The organism is Massilia sp. NBRC 108631, from assembly GCF_059704565.1.
This window is the reverse complement of record NZ_BAAKJE010000303.1, coordinates 1-18,217: the sequence shown is the minus strand read 5'-3', so window position 1 is coordinate 18,217 and position 18,217 is coordinate 1. Positions and strand designations below refer to the sequence as shown.

Here is an 18,217-nt window from a genome sequence, read left to right as displayed (position 1 = left end):
CCCGGCTGGAACTTGTGCCGCGTTCGCCTGTTTCAGTATCAGGAGGGACGCCATGGGCACGCTATACGACGAGGGTGTGTTGCGCTGGGCCGGGGAGCAGGCGGCTCTGCTGCGTGAAGGCAAGCACCCGATGCCTGGCCTGGGACATCCGGACAAGTCCGGTCGCAGGACTTCTTCCCCGACGGTGAGTGAGCCGCGCTATTGCAGTTTGCGGAACGGGTCGGCGGGGTCTGGCTTGCAGCGCACGTAGAGGCTGCTGCGGTTGATCCGGCTTTCTTCCAGCACGCCCTGCTGCTTGCAAATGTCTTCCACGGTGCGGCGCCATGCGGGGCGCAGTTCGCGGTTGTTCGCGTCCAGCGCCAGGATGCGTTCGCCGGCCAGTACGCTGTCCTGGCATTCCGGCTGGGTGCAGTAGCGGATGCAGTCGTTGCAGACCACGGCCTGGCCGGCGTGGAATGGCTGGCACTGGTCGTAGGTGGCGGGAATCACGATCTGGTAGGTCTTGACGTTGAAGTAGCCGCAGCGTTGCACGCCGAAACGGCCGATGCCCGCTTCCGCGTCCTGGTAGTCGAAGTCGCCGGCGAAGTAGATGCCCGGCACTTTGATGACGCCCAGGCGGTCGATCGCGGCCAGCTCCATCGGCTCGCGCGTCAGGACCGCATGGCCCGATTTGTCGAACTTCACCTTCTTCAAGTAAGCCTTCTTGAGCCGCTCGCCATCGCCGGCCGGTTCGAAACACTGGTCCGCCCACACGTCGTCCTTGCCGGGACAGTCCGCCACCGCCTGTGCTGCGGCCAGCGCCAGCAAGCTACCGATCCAGAAGTGTCTCATTCTTGGTATCCCTTAGATAAACCTGATCATCTTACATTTTCGGGGGAACGTTTGGCGTCCTCGACGGTCAAATCACTAAGGGGGCCGCCATGGGAACGCTGTACGACCAGGACATTGCAGCATGGGCGCAGGAGCAGGCTGCGCTGCTGCGCGACCGGCAGTGGGATCTGCTCGATGTGGAGCACATTGCCGAGGAAATCGCCGAGCTGAATTTGCGCGAGCGCCACGAGCTGGCGCACCGCTACATTATTTTGATCAGCCACCTGCTGAGATGGCGCTATCAGCCGGATCGCCGCTGTTCAAGCTGGCGCAATACCACACGCCACCAGCGCAGCCGCATCGAGCGCCTGCTCGCGCGGGCGCCGAGCCTCAAGCATGTGATGGACGACGCCGCCTGGCGGGCGGATGCGTGGGAGGATGCAGTCGATAAAACAGTACATGAAGCGAATCTGGATGATGCCATCCTGCAGGCAGCGAAGGCCTGGACCTTTGAGCAGATCCGCACGCCGGAGTTTTTCCCTGAGTAACTACCGTACGCGCTGCCGTTGGCGGCCTCGGCTATACTTTGCGCATTGCCTATTTCTCAACGGCCTGCGCCCATGTCCCCGTTCAATCTGTTCCAGCGCGTCTCGAAGGCGCCGACCAACCCCAAGGCGGCGCCCAAGCCGCGCCAGTTCGACGTCGCGGACCTGTATGACGGGCCGGTCAAATTGGGCACGCAAGAGGGCGCCGTCGCCCAGCCGCTGGACGAGAAGCTGCGCCAGGCTTACTTCTGGATCGTCAACAACGCCATCATCAGCCCGCATTACGACATCGAGTACAACAGCGGTCCCGCGCAATCCTACTCCGTGGGCGACAGCAAGCGCACCCTGAACCTGCCGTCGGCGCAAAGCTACTCCAGCTTCGTGCTGCTGCCGCTGCTCACCTTCGCCACCCGCCGCAAATGCCTGTTCGTGGGCGGCCCGGGACGCGGCAAGACCGCCAGCGCCATCCTGATGGGCGTGCTCTCGGGCGCGTCGGTGAAAGAAGTCAAGCGCGCCATGCAGCACGGGCATCCGCAGATGACCATCGCCGACCTGCTGGGCAACCCGCTGCCGGCCGACCTGGTGAACGCGCAGAGCATGGACGACATCCGCATCGCGTGGCGCAGCTGGCTGGGCATGCGGGTCAAGATCATCGACGAATACAACCGCATCCCCACGCGCACGCAAAGTGCGCTGCTCACCCTCATGGGAGACAATTACGCGGAAGTGCTGAACCATATCTACGAGTGCCCGGAATCGGCGTGGTACCTCACCGCGAACGACGACCAGGGCGGCGGCACCTACGAGGTGATCGAAGCGCTGCGCGACCGCATCGATGTGATCGTGCAGGCGCTGTCCTTCAATCCGCGCTTCCTCGGCGAACTGCTGGTGCGCATCGAGGAGAACCTGAAGCCGGAGGAACTGGTGCCGGCCGAGATCATCTTTACGCCGGAACAGGTGGACCGCATCGGCGAGGAGATCCGCGCGGTGCTGGTGCCGGAGCCGGTGCGGCGCCGCCTGGAATTTTTCACCAGCCAGTTTGAGCTGCTGGAGACGGCGGGCGGCCAGTTCGAGTACATGACCAAGGACACAGCGCGCCTGTCGGGCTTCGACTGGAGCCAGATCACCGCCGCCGACAATGGGCGCGACCGCCTGAAGGACCTGGGCTGCCAGACCCTCAATGGCATCTCGGTGCGCAACCTGATGACATTGCTGATCTACGCCAAGGCACTGGCCTACTTCCGGGGCAATGCGGAGGTGGAGCTGGACGATGTGCGGCAGGTGCTGCCTTTCGTCCTGCACGACAAGCTGCAACCGGACCTGGATGCGCCGTTCTTCGGCCTGCCGGAAAACGCCGCCTACCGCACCGACAGATTGAGCTGGCTGCGCCGCCTGCTGGACGCCTCCAACGCCGACTATGACCGCCTGGACCTGGACCGCAACGATCCGGTCGGCGATTTCGCCGCGAAGTTCGCGGAGGGACTGGACGGCCTGAGCGAGCGCGAAGTGCTGTCGCGCCTGAGCAAGATCGAGCGGCAGGTGGCCGAGCAGACCAGGGGGCGCAAGTTGTACGGCCATCTGTATGACGACCTGCTCAAACTGAAGTACCTGCACCAGCGCTACACCAACTACCTGGTGTGGCTGCGGTCGCAATAGGGGATGGCACCAGCATGATGTCGCCGCAGTTCGCCAGCCTGCTTGCATCCGGCCGCCCCGAGTTCAACCGGCGTGTGGCCGAGGCGCGCCGCCGCTATCCCGCCTTCGACACGGCAGCCTTCGGCGCCTTCGTGCAAGGCCCCGCCGACCAGGCCTTCCGCGCCGCGGCGGCGGCGGGCGCCTCTGACCGCTTGCCTGCTGTCGCCATGGCGGCCTTCGACGTGGCGCTGGAGCTGGTGGCGCACGGGCAGGGCGGCGGCATCGCTGTGCAGGTGTGGTGCGAGCTGGCGCCGCGCTACGCGGCGCTGCTGTGCGCTCAGCCGGCGCAGGTGCTCGGCATGCTGAGCAACGCTGCGCTGCACCTTGAGAAGTCCGGCCATGCGCGGCCTGCCCAGTGGCTGGCGCTGATGGCCGAACTCGCGCCGCAGATCGCGGATCTGCAGCAGCTGAGCGCCGCCGGCCAGGTATGCGCCTGGCGCGCCGGCATGGCGCACTTCCGCCAAGGCGCCATCGCCGCCGCCGGCAGCCTGCCCGAACCGCTGGCGTTGGCCGCGTTCGGCGTGCCCGCCGGCGCTGGCGGCATGCCGGCAAGCGCCTGGCCCGCGCTGCGCGAGACGGCGCTGCGCGACCCGTGGTGGACACCCGACCATGCCGCCCGCGAGCGCGCCAAGGACGGAGCGGACATCGGCAGCTTTACCGGCTTTGGCGGCGCCTTCCCCGAGCCGCCCGAAGTGCGACCCGCCGCCGACGGCTTCTGGGTCCGCAGCGGCGAGCGCTACGCACTGCTGGTGGCCGATGCCTGCGGCGCCGTGCTGCACGCGGCCACGCAAGATGAATACGAGCAGCCGCAGCCGCCGGCCGTGCGCGCCAAGGTTAGCCAGTCTGGCCAACGCATCGCCATCAACGGCCGCGAGTTCACCGTGGACTTGCCGGCCGACGCGCTGCGCATCGTCTGCAACGAGCACACTGTGGCCATCACCTCTCCCTACAGCCACGCCATCCGCGTGCTGCCGCTGCCATGAGCGCCACCGGCACGCCGACCGCAGAGCTTCTCGCCCAGTGGCGCGCCGCCTGGCCGCAGGCGCTGGAAGCGTGGAGCAAGTTCACCCGCCTGCGCGACGCGCGCCTGTGCGCCAGTACGGTGGAAGCGGCAAGGGAAGGGCTGGGAGGCAGCTTCGCCATGATCCGCCTGCTCGACCAGAGCGTGGTGGTGGACATGCAAAGCGTGCAGGAGCTCGGCCTGGATGACTACGCCGTGGAAATACTCGCCCACGAGATCGGCCACCACGTGCTGGCGCCCGGCAGCGCCACAGATCAGTTCCGCCTGCTGGCCCGCATCCGCCGGGCCTTGCCCACGCTGGAGCGGCACGCCGCCATGGTGGCCAACCTGTACACGGACCTGTACATCAACGACCGCCTGCAACGGCAAGCGCACCTGCGCATCGACCACATCTACCGGCGCCTGGAACAAGGGCGCGCTCCCGCCGCGCGCAGCAAGGTCTGGTCGCTGTACGTACGCATTTATGAGAACCTGTGGCAGTTGCAGAAGGGCGACCTGGGCGGCGAGGAGTGCACCAGCGCCATGGACACCGACGCCTGGCTGGGTGCGCGCCTGATCCGCGTCTACGCCAAGGACTGGATGGACGGCGCCGGAAAGTTCGCCACGCTGCTGTTGCCCTACCTGGTCGAGAGCATAGAGGACGAGCAGGAATTCCGCCGCATGTTCGACACCCGCGACGCAGCCGAAGGCTGCGAGCCCGCCGGCGGCCAGCAAATCGAACCGGGCGAGGTGGAGGACGCCGTCCATCCCGTGCATGATGCGCGCATCTCCGGCCTGGACGATGCACCGGACCAGCCGCCGGCCGACATCCCGGCTGCCAGTGAAGCCGGGCAGACCCGCGAGCCCTACGAATACGGCGAAATCCTCAAAGCCGCAGGCCTGAAGCTGAGCCAGGAAGACATCGCCGTGCGCTACTACCGCGAACGCGCCTTGCCGCACCTGATTTCCTTCCCCAAAGTCCCCGCGCCCGCGTCGGCCGAGCTGCAGATGGAGGGGCTGGAGCCGTGGCAGACCGGCGACCCGCTGGACAACGTGGACTGGCTGCAAAGCGTGATTCAGAGCCCGCGCGTTATCCCCGGCCTCACCACGGTGCAGCGCAGCTACGGTGTCGAGGCCGCGCGGCCGGAAAAACCGGCCCTGATCGATCTGGACCTCTATGTGGACAGCTCCGGCTCCATGCCGGATCCCCGCGTCCGGACTTCCTACCTCACGCTGGCAGGCGCCATCATCGCGCTGTCCGCGCTGCGCGCAGGTTCCAGCGTGCAGGCGACGCTGTGGAGCGGCAAGGGCGAAGCCATGGCCACCGATGGATTCGTGCGCGACGACCGCGCGGTGCTCGGTATCCTCACCGGCTTCTACGGCGGCGCCACCTGTTTTCCGATTCATCAGTTGCGGGAGACATTCAAGAAGCCGCGCCAGCGCCGCACGCATATCCTGATGATCTCGGACGACGGCATCACCACCATGTTCGACCGGGATGAGCAGGGCAACAGCGGCTGGGATGTTTCCGCGCGAGCGCTGGCGGCGGGCGACGCCGGCGGCACCATGGCGCTCAACATCGCCCGCGACTGGGACGGCGAGGATGTCTCGCGCTGGAACCGCAAAGCATACGACGCCCTGCGGCGCGCCAGGGATGCGCAAGGCTGGGAAATTCACGCCATCGAGCAATTCGAAGACTTGGTAGAATTCGCCCGCGCCTTCAGCCGCCGCCACTACGGGCCAAAGAGCGCAACAAAGAACGCGCCACGCAGAACGAAAGCATGATGGAACACGCCGGCCCACCTATTGAAACCTTGACGCACCGGCTGGCCGAAACGCCCGCGGAGTTCCTGGCCGAGCCGCGCATCGGCACGGTGGGCACCGTGCATGTCGCCGCGCTGGTGAATGACGTGCTGGCGCTGCACGGCCAGCGCGCGCCCTTTGCCGCGCTGGAGCGCTTCACCAGCACCGACGCGCGGCGCGACCGCAACCGGCTGGCGCTGGCGATGATCGCTGCCTGGCTGCTGGCCGACGATTGGTTCGTGGCCGCCGGCATGCCTCAGGCCAAGGTGTTGGCGCTGCTGCAAACCGCCATGCAGGAATTGGCGGAGGCCACGCCGGCCCATAAATTCGTGACCGATCCGGACCGGCGCGAAGAACTGGCGCGCGTGGTATTGGCGCGGCTGGACTACCGGCCCGCCGGCGAGACGGTGGCGCAGGCGACAGACCGCTTGTCCGGCATCAGCGGCGTGGAGCGCCGCCGCCTGCTCGAAGCGAGCCGTGCGGCCGAGGAGCGTGCGGCCGAAATCCGCGCCGCGCTGGCGCGCAAGGCGGCCGAAGAATCCGCCGACAAATGGTCGCGCGAGTGAGGCACGCGTGACAGCATTGAACGACGAACGCATGGACGAAGACGCCGAACGCTTCCCCACGCTCACCGCTGCTGGCCGCGCCATGCTCAATTTCCTGCGCGAGCACCCGTCGGCTCCGGTGTTTCGCAACGAGAGCGGCAACAAGCTGCTGGCGCACGAGGTGGAGCAGGTGCGTGCATTCGAGCAGGATGTGGCACAAGCCACCGTGGGTTGGTCCGGCCAGGGCCGGCCCACGTGGATGGACGATTTTGTGCGCGCCGCTTTCGAGAGCGTGCCGCACTACCGCCAGCTTGGTTCCCCGCCCAGGGACTTCAACGCGCTGCCGACAGTCTGCCGCGCCGACTTCGCTGCCGACATTGCTGCCTTCGTTCCCGATACGGCCGACGTGAAGCGCATGATCAACTTCCGTACCACCGGCACCACCGGCCATCCGCTGGTGATTGCATCGCACCCCGTGGTGGCGGCGCGCTACCTGGCCTTCCACAAGCGCGCGCTGCGGCGTTTCGGCGTCGAGCTGACGCATGGCAGCGGGCAGGTGGGCGTGGTGCTGCTGGGGCATCAGAAGCGTTGCTTCACCTACGTGTCGGTAACGCCGACAATGGGCGAATCCGGTCTGGCCAAGATCAACCTGTATCCGGACGAGTGGCGCACGCCGGAAGATCGGGCGGTCTATCTGGACGCACTGGCGCCTGAGGTGATCGCGGGTGATCCGATCTCGTTCACGGAACTGCTCAACATCCCGCTGACCATGAAACCGCGCGCCCTGCTGTCGGTGTCGATGCTGCTGCTGCCGGCCTTGCGCGCCCGGCTGGAGCAGCGCTTCGGCTGTCCCGTGCTGGACATCTACTCGCTGAACGAAGTGGGCCCGGTGGCGGTGCATGACGCGCGCGCGGGCGGCCACGTGCTGCTGCAACCGCAGCTCTACGTGGAGATCCTGGACCGCGGCGGCCAGCCGGTGCCCTACGGCGAACGCGGCGAAATCACCGTCACGGGCGGCTTCAACTTCTGCCTGCCGCTGCTGCGCTACCGGACCGGCGATTTTGCGTCGCTGTCGTTCGACGCCGCCTCTGGCGCGCCGGTGCTCGTGGGCCTGTCCGGGCGCTCCCCGGTGCGCTATTTTGCTTCCGGCAAGTGGATCAACAACATCGACGTCACGCACGCCTTGCAGAACCTGCCCATCCCGCACTTCAGCGTGCACCAGCACGCGGACGCTAAGGTGGTGCTGCGCATGAAGCAGGCCGTCACCCCGCTGGGCGACGAGGCGCGCTCCGCGCTGGAGACGCTGTTCGGCGCAGGCCAGGTCACGCTGGAAGTACTGGCAGCGGACGACAAGACACTCCAGTACTCATCCGACCTGGAAGGCGCGCACGCATGAAAGCTTTCAGGACCGGTCTGGTGGTCGGCAAGTTCAGCCCTTTGCATCTCGGGCACGAGCTGCTGATACGGCGCGCGATGGAGGCGTGCGGCGAGACCATCATCATCAGTTACTCGCTGCCCGAACTGCAAGGCTGTGAGCCATGGAAGCGCGAACAGTGGCTGCGCGCGCGTTTTCCTCAGGCGCGGGTGCTGGTGCTGGACGGCGAGCGGCACGCGCTGCCGCACAACGACGCGGACGCGCTGGCGCAGCGCGAATTCGTCGGCCGGCTCTGCGTGGACGTGCTGGGCACCACTGTCGATGCGGTATTTACCAGTGAAGACTACGGCGACGGCTTCGCAGCCGAGCTGACGCGGTATTTCGCGCGGCGCGCGTGCGCGGAAGCGAAGAGGGACGCGGGCGTTCGCGCGTTTGCCGTGGCGCAGGGCTGCGCACTGGCGGCAGTGCAGCACGTGTGCGTCGACCAGGCGCGCAAGGCGGTGCCGGCGTCCGGCACGCTGGTGCGCAGCGACCCTCACGCGCACCGCGCCTTCCTGTCGCCCGAGGTCTATAGCAGCTTCGTGCAGACTGTGTGCTTCCTCGGCGGGGAATCGAGCGGCAAGACCACCATGGCCGCAGCCATGGCGGCGCGCATGGAGACCGTCTGGGCCGCCGAGTATGGGCGCGAGCTGTGGATGGAGCAGGGCGGGCGGCTTGCCTACGCAGACATGGCGCGCATCGCGGAAACGCAGCAGCGGCGGGAAGACAGCCAGCGCCTGCAGGCGCGCCGCTATCTGTTCTGCGACACGTCCGCGCTCACCACCTTGTTCTATTCAGGCGAGATGTTTGGCCGGGCCGAACCTGCGCTGGAGAGGATGGCGCAACGCCGCTACGACCACGTGTTCCTGTGCGCACCGGATTTTGACTTCGTGCAGGACGGCACGCGGCGCGAGGCGGAATTCCGCCAGCGCCAGCACAGCTGGTACCTCGCCGAACTGGCGCGGCGCGAGATTTCCCATGTGCTGCTGGAAGGCCCGCTGCAGCGGCGCATCGCAACCGTGCTGCAGTGCCTCCGCTGCTAAGGATTTGTCTGCGCGCCTGTTAAGACGAACAAAGGGCCATCGCGGATTTTCGAGAAGGTGTTTCGCCGCGAGGCGCTTGCGGCGGCTAGCCCGTCCCGGAGTCGTGCTTGCTCTTCTCTCCTTCCTTTGCCGCCGGCGCGCTGCGCGGCGGGCTGTCGGCCCGGCCGGTTCGGGGCTGCCGTGCACCGTCGGCAGGTAAGCCCCGAGAGCAATGCCTGGTTCCCGTATATCCGTGAAGAACCATAAAAAAGCCCCTTGGGGAGCAAGGGGCTTTTAGGGGGAAGGAAGCCTAACAGCAGCCGCCGCGTTTGCCGGCGCCGCCGTAGCGCGCTTCCTGGCGCTCGCGGAAGAACTCCTCGTAGCTCATCATGGGCTGATCCGGATGGGTCTTTTCATGATGCGCCACGTAGGTGTCGTATTCGGGCAGGCCCACCATCAGGCGCATGCTTTGCCCGAGATAGCGGCCGGCCTGTACCAGTTCCTGAAACATTACTGCACCGCAGGCATGGATTGGAACGGGCTTTCCTTCACGGTCGGCTTGGCGTTGGCGCGCGCGATCATCGCGGTGCGCACACCGAACACCAGCACGCTCAATACCACCACCATGAAGAAACCGGCCAGCGACGCGTCCAGGTAGTCATTGAAGACGATCTGGTGCATCTGCGCCATCGACTTGGCCGGGGCCAGCACTTTTTCTTCGGCGATTGCGGCCGAGTACTTGGCGGCGTGGGCCAGGAAGCCGATCTTCGGATTGGCGTCGAAGATCTTCTGGAAGCCGGCGGTCAGGGTGCACAGCAGCAGCCACACGGTTGGCACCATGGTGACCCAGGCGAAGCGCGCGCGCTTCATCTTGAACAGCACGCAGGTTGCCAGGATCAGCGCGATACCGGCCAGCATCTGGTTGGCGATACCGAACAGCGGCCACAGGGTGTTGATGCCGCCCAGCGGATCGACCACGCCCTGGTACAGGAAGTAGCCCCAGCCCGCCACGCACAGCGCGGTGGCCAGCAGGCCGGCGAACACGTTCTTGGAATCCTTCAGCGCAGGGTGGAAGGCGCCCAGCAAGTCTTGCAGCATGTAGCGGCCGGCGCGGGTGCCCGCGTCCACGGCGGTCAGGATGAACAGCGCTTCGAACAGGATGGCGAAGTGGTACCAGAAGGCCATCATGGCCTTGCCGCCGATGACGTTCGACAGGATGTGGGCCATGCCCACGGCCAGCGTCGGCGCGCCGCCGGCGCGCGAGATGATGGAGTGCTCGCCCACGTCCTTGGCGGTCTGTACCAGGACTTCCGGAGTAATGTGGAAGCCCCAGCCTGAGATGACGGCGGCAGCCGCTTCAGGCGTGGTGCCCAGCAACGCGGCCGGCGCGTTCATGGCGAAGTAGATGCCCGGATCGATGGTGGACGCGGCCACCAGCGCCATGATGGCGACGAACGATTCCATCAGCATGGCGCCGTAGCCGATGAAGCGGGCGTGCGATTCGTTCTCGATCATCTTCGGCGTGGTGCCGGACGAGATCAGTGCGTGGAAGCCGGACACGGCGCCGCAGGCAATGGTGATGAACAGGAAGGGGAACAGGTTGCCCGACCAGACCGGGCCGGTGCCGTCGATGAACTTGGTCACCGCAGGCATCTGCAGGTAAGGGGCGACGATCACGATGCCCAGCGCCAGGCCGACGATGGTGCCGATCTTGAGGAAGGTGGACAGGTAGTCGCGCGGGGCCAGCAGCAGCCACACGGGCAGCACGGAGGCGATGAAGCCGTAGCCGATCAGCATCCAGGTCAGTTCGGTGCCGCTGTAGTTGAACATGGGCGCCAGCGCCGGGTTCTCCTGCACGTACTGGCCGCCGACGATGGCCAGCATCAGCAGCACGAAGCCGATGATGGACACTTCGCCGATGCGGCCGACACGGATATAGCGCGAGTACACGCCCATGAACAGCGCGATCGGGATGGTTGCCATGACGGTGAAGCTGCCCCACGGCGAGCCGGTCAGCGCTTTCACCACGATCAGCGCCAGCACCGCCAGGATGATGACCATGATCATGAAGGTGCCCAGCAGCGCGATATTGCCCGGGATCGGGCCCAGCTCGGACTTGATCAGGTCGCCCAGCGATTTGCCGTCGCGGCGCATGGAGATGAACAGGATCATGAAGTCCTGCACCGCGCCGGCGAACACCACGCCGGCCAGAATCCACAGCATGCCGGGCAGGTAGCCCATCTGCGCGGCCAGCACCGGGCCGACCAGCGGACCGGCGCCGGCGATGGCGGCGAAGTGGTGGCCGAACAGCACGTATTTATTGGTGGGCACGTGGTCCAGGCCGTCGTTCAGCTTGTAGGCCGGGGTCATGCGGTTCTTGTCCAGGCTCATCACTTCCTTCGCGATGAACAGGCTGTAGAAGCGGTAGGCGATCAGGTAGACGCAGACGGCCGCGATGACGATCCAGATGGCGCTGATGGCTTCGCCGCGCTTGAGCGCGATGACGCCGAGGGCGCTTGCGCCGGCCAGCGACAGTGCCGCCCAGCCGAGCTTGCGTAGCAGTGCTTGCATGGTTTTTCCTCCGAGAGATAGCTATAGTTTTCGTAGGGCGGGTTCGCTTGCGTCGCCCGCCATGAGCTGCCGAGACGCATGGCGGGTTATGGCTACGCCTAACCCGCCCTACGAGACCTTTTCGGCTTATGGCTAGTATTCATGAAGCAAATATCTGCCACAAGCGCAGCACTACGCAGATAGACTACGTACTACTACGGAGCGCCAGGCGGTGCCGGCGACGTACAATCCGCGTCACCCCATCGGACCCGAGCTCGGAACCTTAGACATGAAGCTGCGCCAAAAAGTCATTTTCCTGGCGATTACGCCGCTGATCCTGGCGCTGTGCGCCATTGCGCTGGCGGTGCGCCACCAGGCCAACGTGCTGGCCCAGCAGCAGCGCGACACCATCCAGCAGGCCTATCTGGCCAGCAAGGAAGCCGAGCTGGAGCACTACGTGACGCTGGCCACGCATTCCATTTCGCGGCTGTACAAGTCCGGCGCCAAGGATCAGGCCAGCATGGACGAAGCCAAGCGCATCCTCGGCTCGCTCAGCTTCGGCGACGACGGCTATTTCTTCATCTACGACTTGAAGGGCAATTCGCTGATGCACCCGCGCCAGCCCGAGCTGGTGGGGCAGAACCTGTGGGAGCTGAAGGACCAGAACGGCACGCCCACCATCCAGCGGCTGCTGCAGCGGGCCCAGGCCGGCGGCGGCTACGAGCGCTATTACTGGGTCAAGCCCTCCAGCCACCAGCCGGCGCCCAAGCTGGGCTATGTGATCCTGCTGAAGGAGTGGGGCTGGATGCTGGGGACCGGCATCTACCTGGACGACGTGGACCGCGCGCTGGAAAAGGTGGACACGCAGCAGCGCGCCAACATCCAGAACACCATGCTGTGGATTACCGGCATCGCCATCCTGGCCGCGCTGGTGGTGGCGGGCGCCGGCGTGGCGCTCAACATCAGCGAGTTGCGCGTCGCGGACGCCAAGCTCAAGGCGCTGGCGCAACGGGTGGTGGAGTCGCAGGAGGAGGAGCGGGCGCGCTTGTCGCGCGACCTGCACGACGGCATTTCGCAATGGCTGGTGTCGATCAAGCTGCAGATCGAGGCCGGCATCATCCGGCTCGGCAACGTCAAGCCGGCCGCCGGGCCGGACCAGTGCGCCGCCGCCCAGGGCGTGTTCGAGCACGCCGCCGAACAGCTCAACAACGTGCTGGGCGAAGTGCGCCGCATTTCCCACAACCTGCGCCCGGCGCTGCTGGACGACCTGGGCCTGGCTGCCGCGCTCAGCCACCTGGCCGAAGAATTCCGCCTTAGCAGCGAGGTGCCCATCACGTTTTCGGCCGAGGGCAGCACCGAGGATCTGCCCGAAGTGGCGAACACCGTGCTGTTCCGCATTGCCCAGGAAGCGCTGACCAATATCGAGCGCCATGCCGGCGCCAGCCATATCGAGATCAGCCTGACCGGCGCCCAGCGCGCCGTCACCCTGCGCATTGCCGACGACGGCCATGGCTTCGACACCGACAGCATTGCCGTCCACCCCAAGCGGGGCATCGGCTTACGCAATATGATGGAGCGCATGGAGGCCATCGGTGGGCAATTCTCCATCTCGTCCTCGCCAGCGGGTACGGTGCTGCTGGCCCACGTTTCGAATGAGCGCTAAACGAAAGTTAATCCGATGACAATCAAGATCTTGCTGGTGGACGACCACCCCCTGGTGCGCGACGGCCTGCGCGCCCGGCTGGAGGCCGTGCCGCAATTCGAAGTGGTGGCCGAGGCCGGCGGCGCGCAGGAAGCGCTGGAGCAGGCGCGCCACTGCACCGTGGACCTGGTGCTGATGGATATTAATATGCGCGGCGGCAACGGTATCGAGGCCACTGCCCAGTTCAGCCAGCAGTTTCCCGATATCGCCGTGCTGATCCTGTCCATGCACGACAAGCTCGAGTACGTATCGCAAGCCATCCAGGCCGGCGCGCGCGGCTACGTGCTCAAGGACGCGCCCGGCAAGGACATCGTGGTGGCCATCGAGACGGTGATGTCCGGCGGTATCTATTACAGCGCCGCGCTGGCGCGCCAGCTGGCCAAGCCGCAGAACCTGGACGCCCAGCTCACCTCGCGCGAGCACCAGGTGCTGCTGCATATCGCCAACGGCCAGTCCAACAAGCAGATCGCGCGCGACCTGGACCTGTCGGTGCGCACGGTGGAAACCCACCGCCTCAACATCAAGCGCAAACTGGGAATAGAAGGGCAGGCCGAATTGATACGCTATGCCGTGCAATTTGCCAACGGTACGCCGTCACTACAGACTAAATAGCCACAAACCACCGCTGAAGCCGCCAATAACGCGTCGGCGGGCTGCAACAATGTCACAATCAGAGCACGCACTCTAGCGTACAGAACCTGTCCAATCGGCAATTTCTGATATATTCCTGCTCCCAGGCAACGCGAAATGCGAACCGTTGTTATTTGGGTCACAAAGAGTTGCTTTTAATCAATATTTGTTATACTATTGCACGCACTACCCACGCCGAGATACTGATGTCCTTGTCTGACGCAAGCCCGTTTCCTTTGGTGGGCCTCACAGCGGTGTCCAACGCTCAAAACGAGTGGGTGGCCCTGTCATTCCAAATTTCCGCCGTCCCCGACGAAACCCAGCTGACCACGCTGCAAACCGTGTTCGGCTATCCGGATATGGACGCCGCGCTGGCGCCGCTCGACTACCTGGTCACCGTCGCCGGCCTGCAGCAGTACGACCTCAGCCAACTGGCCTTCCTGGCGCCGGCGCGCACCATCCTGCGTGTTCCCGCCGCGGCCTGCGCCGAGCCGGCCATGCAAGCCAAGTGCAAGCAGCTGGCCGAGGCCGGCTACCGCCTGATGGTGGACGGCGAAGCGGGCATCGACGCCGGCAAATGCGCCATCCGCAGTCTGGCCTTCGATTGTCGCGCAACGCTGCCCAGTGAACTGACCATGCTCACCATGGCCGGCCCGCACCTGGCCCTGAATGTCGACACCCCGGCCCGGCTGGCAGCCTGCCGCGCGGCCGGCTTTACCCTGTTCAGCGGCGACTACGTGCGCCACCCGCAGCGCGAAAGCAGCGCCGCCGACGGCACCTCGCGCAAGCGCCTGCTGGCGCTGCTCGGCCTGCTGGCGCGCGACGCCGACTCGCGCGAACTGGAAATCCTGCTCAAGCAAGACCCGGCGCTGGCCTACCACCTGTTGAAGGTGGTGAACTCGGCCGCGTTCGCCGCCAAATCGCCGATCCACAGCTTCGGCCAGGCCATCAACGTGCTGGGCCGGCGCCAGCTGCAGCGCTGGCTGCAACTGCTGCTGTACGCGCGCCAGCAGGACGACGGCGGCGCCAACGCGCTGCTGCCGCTGGCGGCCGTGCGCGCGGCCCGCATGGAAGCGCTGTGCAAGGCGCGCGGCGGCGACCGCGACCAGCAGGACATGGCCTTCGTGGCCGGCGTGTTCTCGCTGCTGGACGTGCTGCTCGACATGCCGATGACGGAAATCGTCAGCGCGCTCAGCCTGGACCTGGACGTGGTGATGGCGCTGCTGGATCGCGCCGGCCCGATGGGCGACATGCTCAAGCTGGTGGAGCAGGACATGTCCGACACCAGCGCCTTGCACGACCTGGGCATCGACCACGAAACGCACTGGCGCAGCCTGCTGCAAGCCTGCCACTGGGCGATCCAGGTGAGCAGGAACCTCTAGCCATGCTGGCCCACCCGGTCTCCGATTTCCTGGGTAGCAGCGCAGCCCTGTGCGACGCGGTACTGCGCTTGCGCGGCGCGGCCCTGGCGGAGGAGCTGGGCCGCATCGCGCGCGACGTGGTGCACTCGCCGCAGGGGCGCTACTTGCCCGCCGGCGCCGACGGGGCCTCCGCATGGCAGGGCGGCATGGTGCAGGAAGTCCGTTTTGAAAACCAGTACTTCGGCCGCTTTGAAGTGGCGGGGCGCGACGACTACAGCGACGCCGAGCGCCAGCACCTGGCCAGCCTGGCCGCGCTGGCCGCCAGCGTGCTGCAGGTGCACTCCATCGCCCAGCGCAGTACCCACGCCTACGTGCAGGTGGAAGCCCAGTTGCAGCACCAGGCACAGATCCTGGACCAGATCCACGAGTCCGTGCTGACGATGGATATGAACGGCTTCATCACCAGCTGGAACAAGGGCGCCGAGCGGCTGTTCGGCTACACCCCGGTGGAAGCGGTGGGGCGCAACATCCTGTTCCTGTACGATGACGAAGACGTCGGCTTCAGCGACCCCTTCCTTGAGCACGGCGGGCGCCTGATGGAAGTGCGGCGCAAGAAAAAGTCCGGCGAAGTGTTCTGGGCCAGCCTGTCGTTGTCCACCCTGCACGACATGGACGGCAGGCCGACCGGCATGATCGCCTACCTGACCGACATCACCGAGCGCAAGCTGGCCGAAGAACGCATCCACCACCTGGCCTACTACGACGCGCTGACCGGGCTGCCCAACCGCACCCTGCTGACCAAGCTGGTCGACCAGGCGCTGACGGTGGCCCAGCGCAGCAAGCTGCACGGCTGCGTGCTGTTCATCGACCTGAACCGGTTCAAGCTGATCAACGACACGCTGGGCCGGCGCATCGGCGACGCGCTGTTGAAGGAAGTGGCCGCGCGTTTCCGCGTGGTGCTGCGCGACCAGGACCTGGTGGCGCGGCTGGGCGGCGACGAGTTCGCCGTCGGCCTGTTCGACATCGGCCAGCACTACGAAGCGAGCCGCGTGGCGCACAAGCTGCTGGCCGCGCTCAACGAACCGTTCATGGTGGACGGCCACGATTTGAGGGTAGGGGCCAGCATCGGCATCAGCGTCTACCCGCAGGACGGCGCCGACGCTGAAACGCTGCTGCGGCTGGCCGACATTGCCATGTACCGCGCCAAGCAGGGCGGCGACTCGGACGCCGAGCACGTGGCCTTCTACAGCCGCGACATGAACCAGGGCATGCAAGAACGCATGCGCATCGAATCCGGTCTGCGGCAAGCGCTTGGCAACGGCCAGCTCGAGCTGCACTACCAGCCCAAGTTCTCCATCGCCGACAGCAAGATCATCGGTGCTGAAGCGCTGGTGCGCTGGCGCCACCCCGAGCGCGGCCTGGTGCCGCCGGCCGAATTCATTCCGCTGGCCGAAGCCACCGGACTGGTGGTGCAAGTGGGCGAATGGGTGCTCGAAGCGGCGTGTGCGCAAGCGCAAACCTGGAAGGACGGCGGCTTGCCGCCGATCCGCCTGGCCGTCAACGTCTCCGCCCGCGAATTTACCTCCGCGCTGCCGGGGCGGGTGAAAGAGACCCTGGAGCGCTACGGGCTGGAACCGTCGTGGCTGGAGCTGGAAATTACGGAAAGCACGCTGATGCACAACATCGACCGCGTGATCGGCATCATGGACCGGATTACCGCCTTGGGCGTGACCCTGTCGCTGGATGACTTCGGCACCGGCTACTCCAGCCTGTCGTACCTGAAGCGCTTCCCGATCGACACCCTGAAGATTGACCGCTCCTTCACCACCGGCATTCCCACCGACGCCAGCGACTGCGCGATTGCCAGTACCATCATCAGCATCGCCCAGCAGCTCAACCACAAAGTGATCGCCGAAGGCGTGGAAACGGTGGAGCAGCTCGCTTTCCTCAAGGACAACGGGTGTGATGAAGTGCAAGGGTACTTATTCTCCAAGCCGCTGCCGGCGGAAGCGTTCGAAAAAGCGCTGCGGGAGGACTGGCTGGCGGAAGGGCGGTAATTCTGTATAATGCTGCCACTCAGGAAGCGTGGCCGAGTGGTTGAAGGCAGCAGTCTTGAAAACTGCCGACGGTGTGAGCCGTTCGTGAGTTCGAATCTCACCGCTTCCGCCAGTACTTATAGGTAAGTTATTGATTTTGTTGATAATTTCATCTTTATGAAGGTGTAAACTATCAAATTGACTATCAAATTTAGATTTGGTTGAGGATGGGTGTTTGCCTCAAGAAATGTCGGAAAATAAGCTAACGCAACGCGTTCGTGCCAAAAAATCAGGGCCGGTGAGTTCACTGTAAGTGACGATTTACTTTGCGGAGATCACGCAAGCCAACTTCTCGCGATAGAAGACCATATTCACGACGATCAAGTCCTCGGCCTCTATTACTTGATACCCAAAAACGTCTTGGTTGGTGCCGAGAATGGGATACTCATTCAAATCTTGTCTTGTGAATGTCTCGATTTCAGAGAGTTTTTGGCGGAAATCGACCGAAATATTGGGATCAGGCCCAAGGAATATTGGAAACGTCGTTACTGCAGAGGTCAGTTTCTTCGACTTGCCACTATCGTAGTGGTAAATGGCTCTCGCAATTGCGGCTATAGTTTCCGTAACTGAGAGGCAATCCACCACAGCGGTACCATCCGTTTCGTACGCATTAGATGGCGCGTTCAGTTTCGAAACGCCATATTTGTCGAGACTGTGGCTCCCTTTCTGCATTAGTCGAACGACGCCCCGCACAGCGCGGTCAACGACCTCCTGATGTACACTACTTGAGGTGGAGGCTAAAACGAATCTCAAATACTCATCTGAATTGGATTTCCTCGTATTGTGCTCCTCGCACGAGGGTACGGTCATCAGTGTGGATATCCCTCTCCCTTTCTCTACAAAGAAGCAGCATGGTGGGACGTGTTCAGTTGTGTTGCCGGGTTTGTTACAGCAGTAGCAGGTAGACATAGTTTTCTGAATAATTTCCTCTGGAAAAGAAGTAAGCGTCCAGCCGCCGCCGTCTAGACTTCAAGCGGCAGCATCTCTGATGATCGAATCGAAGGCACAACAAATTTGTGCCCACAAATTCGATTATGGACACAA

Annotated in this window: 15 protein-coding genes and 1 tRNA gene; 12 read left to right on the top strand and 4 right to left on the bottom strand. The window is 64.7% G+C overall.

Annotation, left to right across the window (positions count from 1 at the left end; translation table 11 throughout):
- Positions 1-198: 198 nt before the first annotated feature.
- Complete coding sequence (locus AC6H42_RS32585; RefSeq protein ID WP_497549898.1) at positions 199-831, bottom strand: hypothetical protein; 633 nt, start codon at positions 829-831, stop codon at positions 199-201.
- Positions 832-920: 89 nt separating this feature from the next.
- On the opposite strand from AC6H42_RS32585, the gene AC6H42_RS32580 reads away from it, so the two are divergent.
- From AC6H42_RS32580 to AC6H42_RS32550, 7 genes are all read left to right on the top strand, one after another.
- The gene (locus tag AC6H42_RS32580; protein ID WP_057155832.1) at positions 921-1,358 is read left to right on the top strand and encodes a DUF29 domain-containing protein; all 438 of its coding nucleotides are present in this window, start codon (positions 921-923) and stop codon (positions 1,356-1,358) included.
- A 72-nt stretch (positions 1,359-1,430) separates the two neighbouring features.
- Positions 1,431-3,011, top strand: a complete 1,581-nt coding sequence (locus tag AC6H42_RS32575; protein WP_497549897.1) for an AAA family ATPase — start codon at positions 1,431-1,433, stop codon at positions 3,009-3,011.
- Positions 3,012-3,025: 14 nt separating this feature from the next.
- Positions 3,026-4,033 (top strand): hypothetical protein, encoded by a 1,008-nt coding sequence (locus AC6H42_RS32570; protein WP_057155830.1) that lies wholly within the window; start codon positions 3,026-3,028, stop codon positions 4,031-4,033.
- On the top strand, positions 4,030-5,835 hold the full coding sequence (locus AC6H42_RS32565; protein WP_497549896.1) for a VWA domain-containing protein: 1,806 nt from the start codon (positions 4,030-4,032) through the stop codon (positions 5,833-5,835). The genes AC6H42_RS32570 and AC6H42_RS32565 overlap by 4 nt, the downstream gene beginning before the upstream one ends.
- On the top strand, positions 5,832-6,419 hold the full coding sequence (locus AC6H42_RS32560) for a hypothetical protein (RefSeq protein WP_497549895.1): 588 nt from the start codon (positions 5,832-5,834) through the stop codon (positions 6,417-6,419). The genes AC6H42_RS32565 and AC6H42_RS32560 overlap by 4 nt, the downstream gene beginning before the upstream one ends.
- A 7-nt stretch (positions 6,420-6,426) precedes the next feature.
- Entirely contained in the window at positions 6,427-7,794 is a 1,368-nt protein-coding gene (locus AC6H42_RS32555) for an AMP-binding protein (protein ID WP_229418202.1), read from the top strand.
- On the top strand, positions 7,791-8,855 hold the full coding sequence (locus AC6H42_RS32550; protein WP_057155827.1) for an AAA family ATPase: 1,065 nt from the start codon (positions 7,791-7,793) through the stop codon (positions 8,853-8,855). Before AC6H42_RS32555 ends, AC6H42_RS32550 begins: the two co-directional genes overlap by 4 nt.
- 289 nt (positions 8,856-9,144) lie before the next feature.
- On the opposite strand, the gene AC6H42_RS32545 is transcribed toward AC6H42_RS32550, so the two are convergent.
- Positions 9,145-9,345: a YbdD/YjiX family protein gene (locus AC6H42_RS32545; protein WP_057155826.1), complete on the bottom strand. Its 201-nt coding sequence runs from the start codon at positions 9,343-9,345 to the stop codon at positions 9,145-9,147.
- Positions 9,345-11,405, bottom strand: coding sequence for a carbon starvation CstA family protein (locus tag AC6H42_RS32540; RefSeq protein WP_057155825.1), 2,061 nt, complete (start codon positions 11,403-11,405; stop codon positions 9,345-9,347). The genes AC6H42_RS32545 and AC6H42_RS32540 overlap by 1 nt, the downstream gene beginning before the upstream one ends.
- Before the next feature lie 268 nt (positions 11,406-11,673).
- Here AC6H42_RS32540 and AC6H42_RS32535 point away from each other — a divergent pair, with 268 nt between their 5' ends.
- From AC6H42_RS32535 to AC6H42_RS32515, 5 genes are all read left to right on the top strand, one after another.
- Positions 11,674-13,047 carry a cache domain-containing protein gene (locus AC6H42_RS32535; protein WP_497549894.1) on the top strand — a complete coding sequence of 458 codons (1,374 nt, stop codon included), beginning with the start codon at positions 11,674-11,676 and terminating at the stop codon, positions 13,045-13,047.
- A 15-nt stretch (positions 13,048-13,062) separates the two neighbouring features.
- Positions 13,063-13,698: a response regulator transcription factor gene (locus AC6H42_RS32530; protein ID WP_057155823.1), complete on the top strand. Its 636-nt coding sequence runs from the start codon at positions 13,063-13,065 to the stop codon at positions 13,696-13,698.
- Positions 13,699-13,994: 296 nt separating this feature from the next.
- Positions 13,995-15,098 carry an EAL and HDOD domain-containing protein gene (locus tag AC6H42_RS32525; RefSeq protein WP_307188281.1) on the top strand — a complete coding sequence of 368 codons (1,104 nt, stop codon included), beginning with the start codon at positions 13,995-13,997 and terminating at the stop codon, positions 15,096-15,098.
- Between the two features lie 2 nt (positions 15,099-15,100).
- A complete protein-coding gene (locus AC6H42_RS32520; protein WP_497549893.1) occupies positions 15,101-17,134 on the top strand; it encodes a putative bifunctional diguanylate cyclase/phosphodiesterase in 2,034 nt (677 codons plus the stop codon).
- 22 nt (positions 17,135-17,156) lie between these two features.
- A tRNA-Ser gene (locus AC6H42_RS32515) sits at positions 17,157-17,246 on the top strand.
- Positions 17,247-17,434: 188 nt separating this feature from the next.
- Here the strand turns inward: AC6H42_RS32515 and AC6H42_RS32510 are convergent.
- The gene (locus AC6H42_RS32510) at positions 17,435-17,983 is read right to left on the bottom strand and encodes a hypothetical protein (RefSeq protein WP_497549892.1); all 549 of its coding nucleotides are present in this window, start codon (positions 17,981-17,983) and stop codon (positions 17,435-17,437) included.
- Between the last annotated feature and the right edge of the window lie 234 nt (positions 17,984-18,217).

Coding starts and splice junctions, on each gene's coding strand:
- AC6H42_RS32585 (WP_497549898.1), bottom strand. CDS start 831: ATGAGACACTTCTGGATCGGTAGCTTGCTGGCGCTGGCCGCAGCACAG.
- AC6H42_RS32580 (WP_057155832.1), top strand. CDS start 921: ATGGGAACGCTGTACGACCAGGACATTGCAGCATGGGCGCAGGAGCAG.
- AC6H42_RS32575 (WP_497549897.1), top strand. CDS start 1,431: ATGTCCCCGTTCAATCTGTTCCAGCGCGTCTCGAAGGCGCCGACCAAC.
- AC6H42_RS32570 (WP_057155830.1), top strand. CDS start 3,026: ATGATGTCGCCGCAGTTCGCCAGCCTGCTTGCATCCGGCCGCCCCGAG.
- AC6H42_RS32565 (WP_497549896.1), top strand. CDS start 4,030: ATGAGCGCCACCGGCACGCCGACCGCAGAGCTTCTCGCCCAGTGGCGC.
- AC6H42_RS32560 (WP_497549895.1), top strand. CDS start 5,832: ATGATGGAACACGCCGGCCCACCTATTGAAACCTTGACGCACCGGCTG.
- AC6H42_RS32550 (WP_057155827.1), top strand. CDS start 7,791: ATGAAAGCTTTCAGGACCGGTCTGGTGGTCGGCAAGTTCAGCCCTTTG.
- AC6H42_RS32545 (WP_057155826.1), bottom strand. CDS start 9,345: ATGTTTCAGGAACTGGTACAGGCCGGCCGCTATCTCGGGCAAAGCATG.
- AC6H42_RS32540 (WP_057155825.1), bottom strand. CDS start 11,405: ATGCAAGCACTGCTACGCAAGCTCGGCTGGGCGGCACTGTCGCTGGCC.
- AC6H42_RS32535 (WP_497549894.1), top strand. CDS start 11,674: ATGAAGCTGCGCCAAAAAGTCATTTTCCTGGCGATTACGCCGCTGATC.
- AC6H42_RS32530 (WP_057155823.1), top strand. CDS start 13,063: ATGACAATCAAGATCTTGCTGGTGGACGACCACCCCCTGGTGCGCGAC.
- AC6H42_RS32520 (WP_497549893.1), top strand. CDS start 15,101: ATGCTGGCCCACCCGGTCTCCGATTTCCTGGGTAGCAGCGCAGCCCTG.
- AC6H42_RS32510 (WP_497549892.1), bottom strand. CDS start 17,983: ATGACCGTACCCTCGTGCGAGGAGCACAATACGAGGAAATCCAATTCA.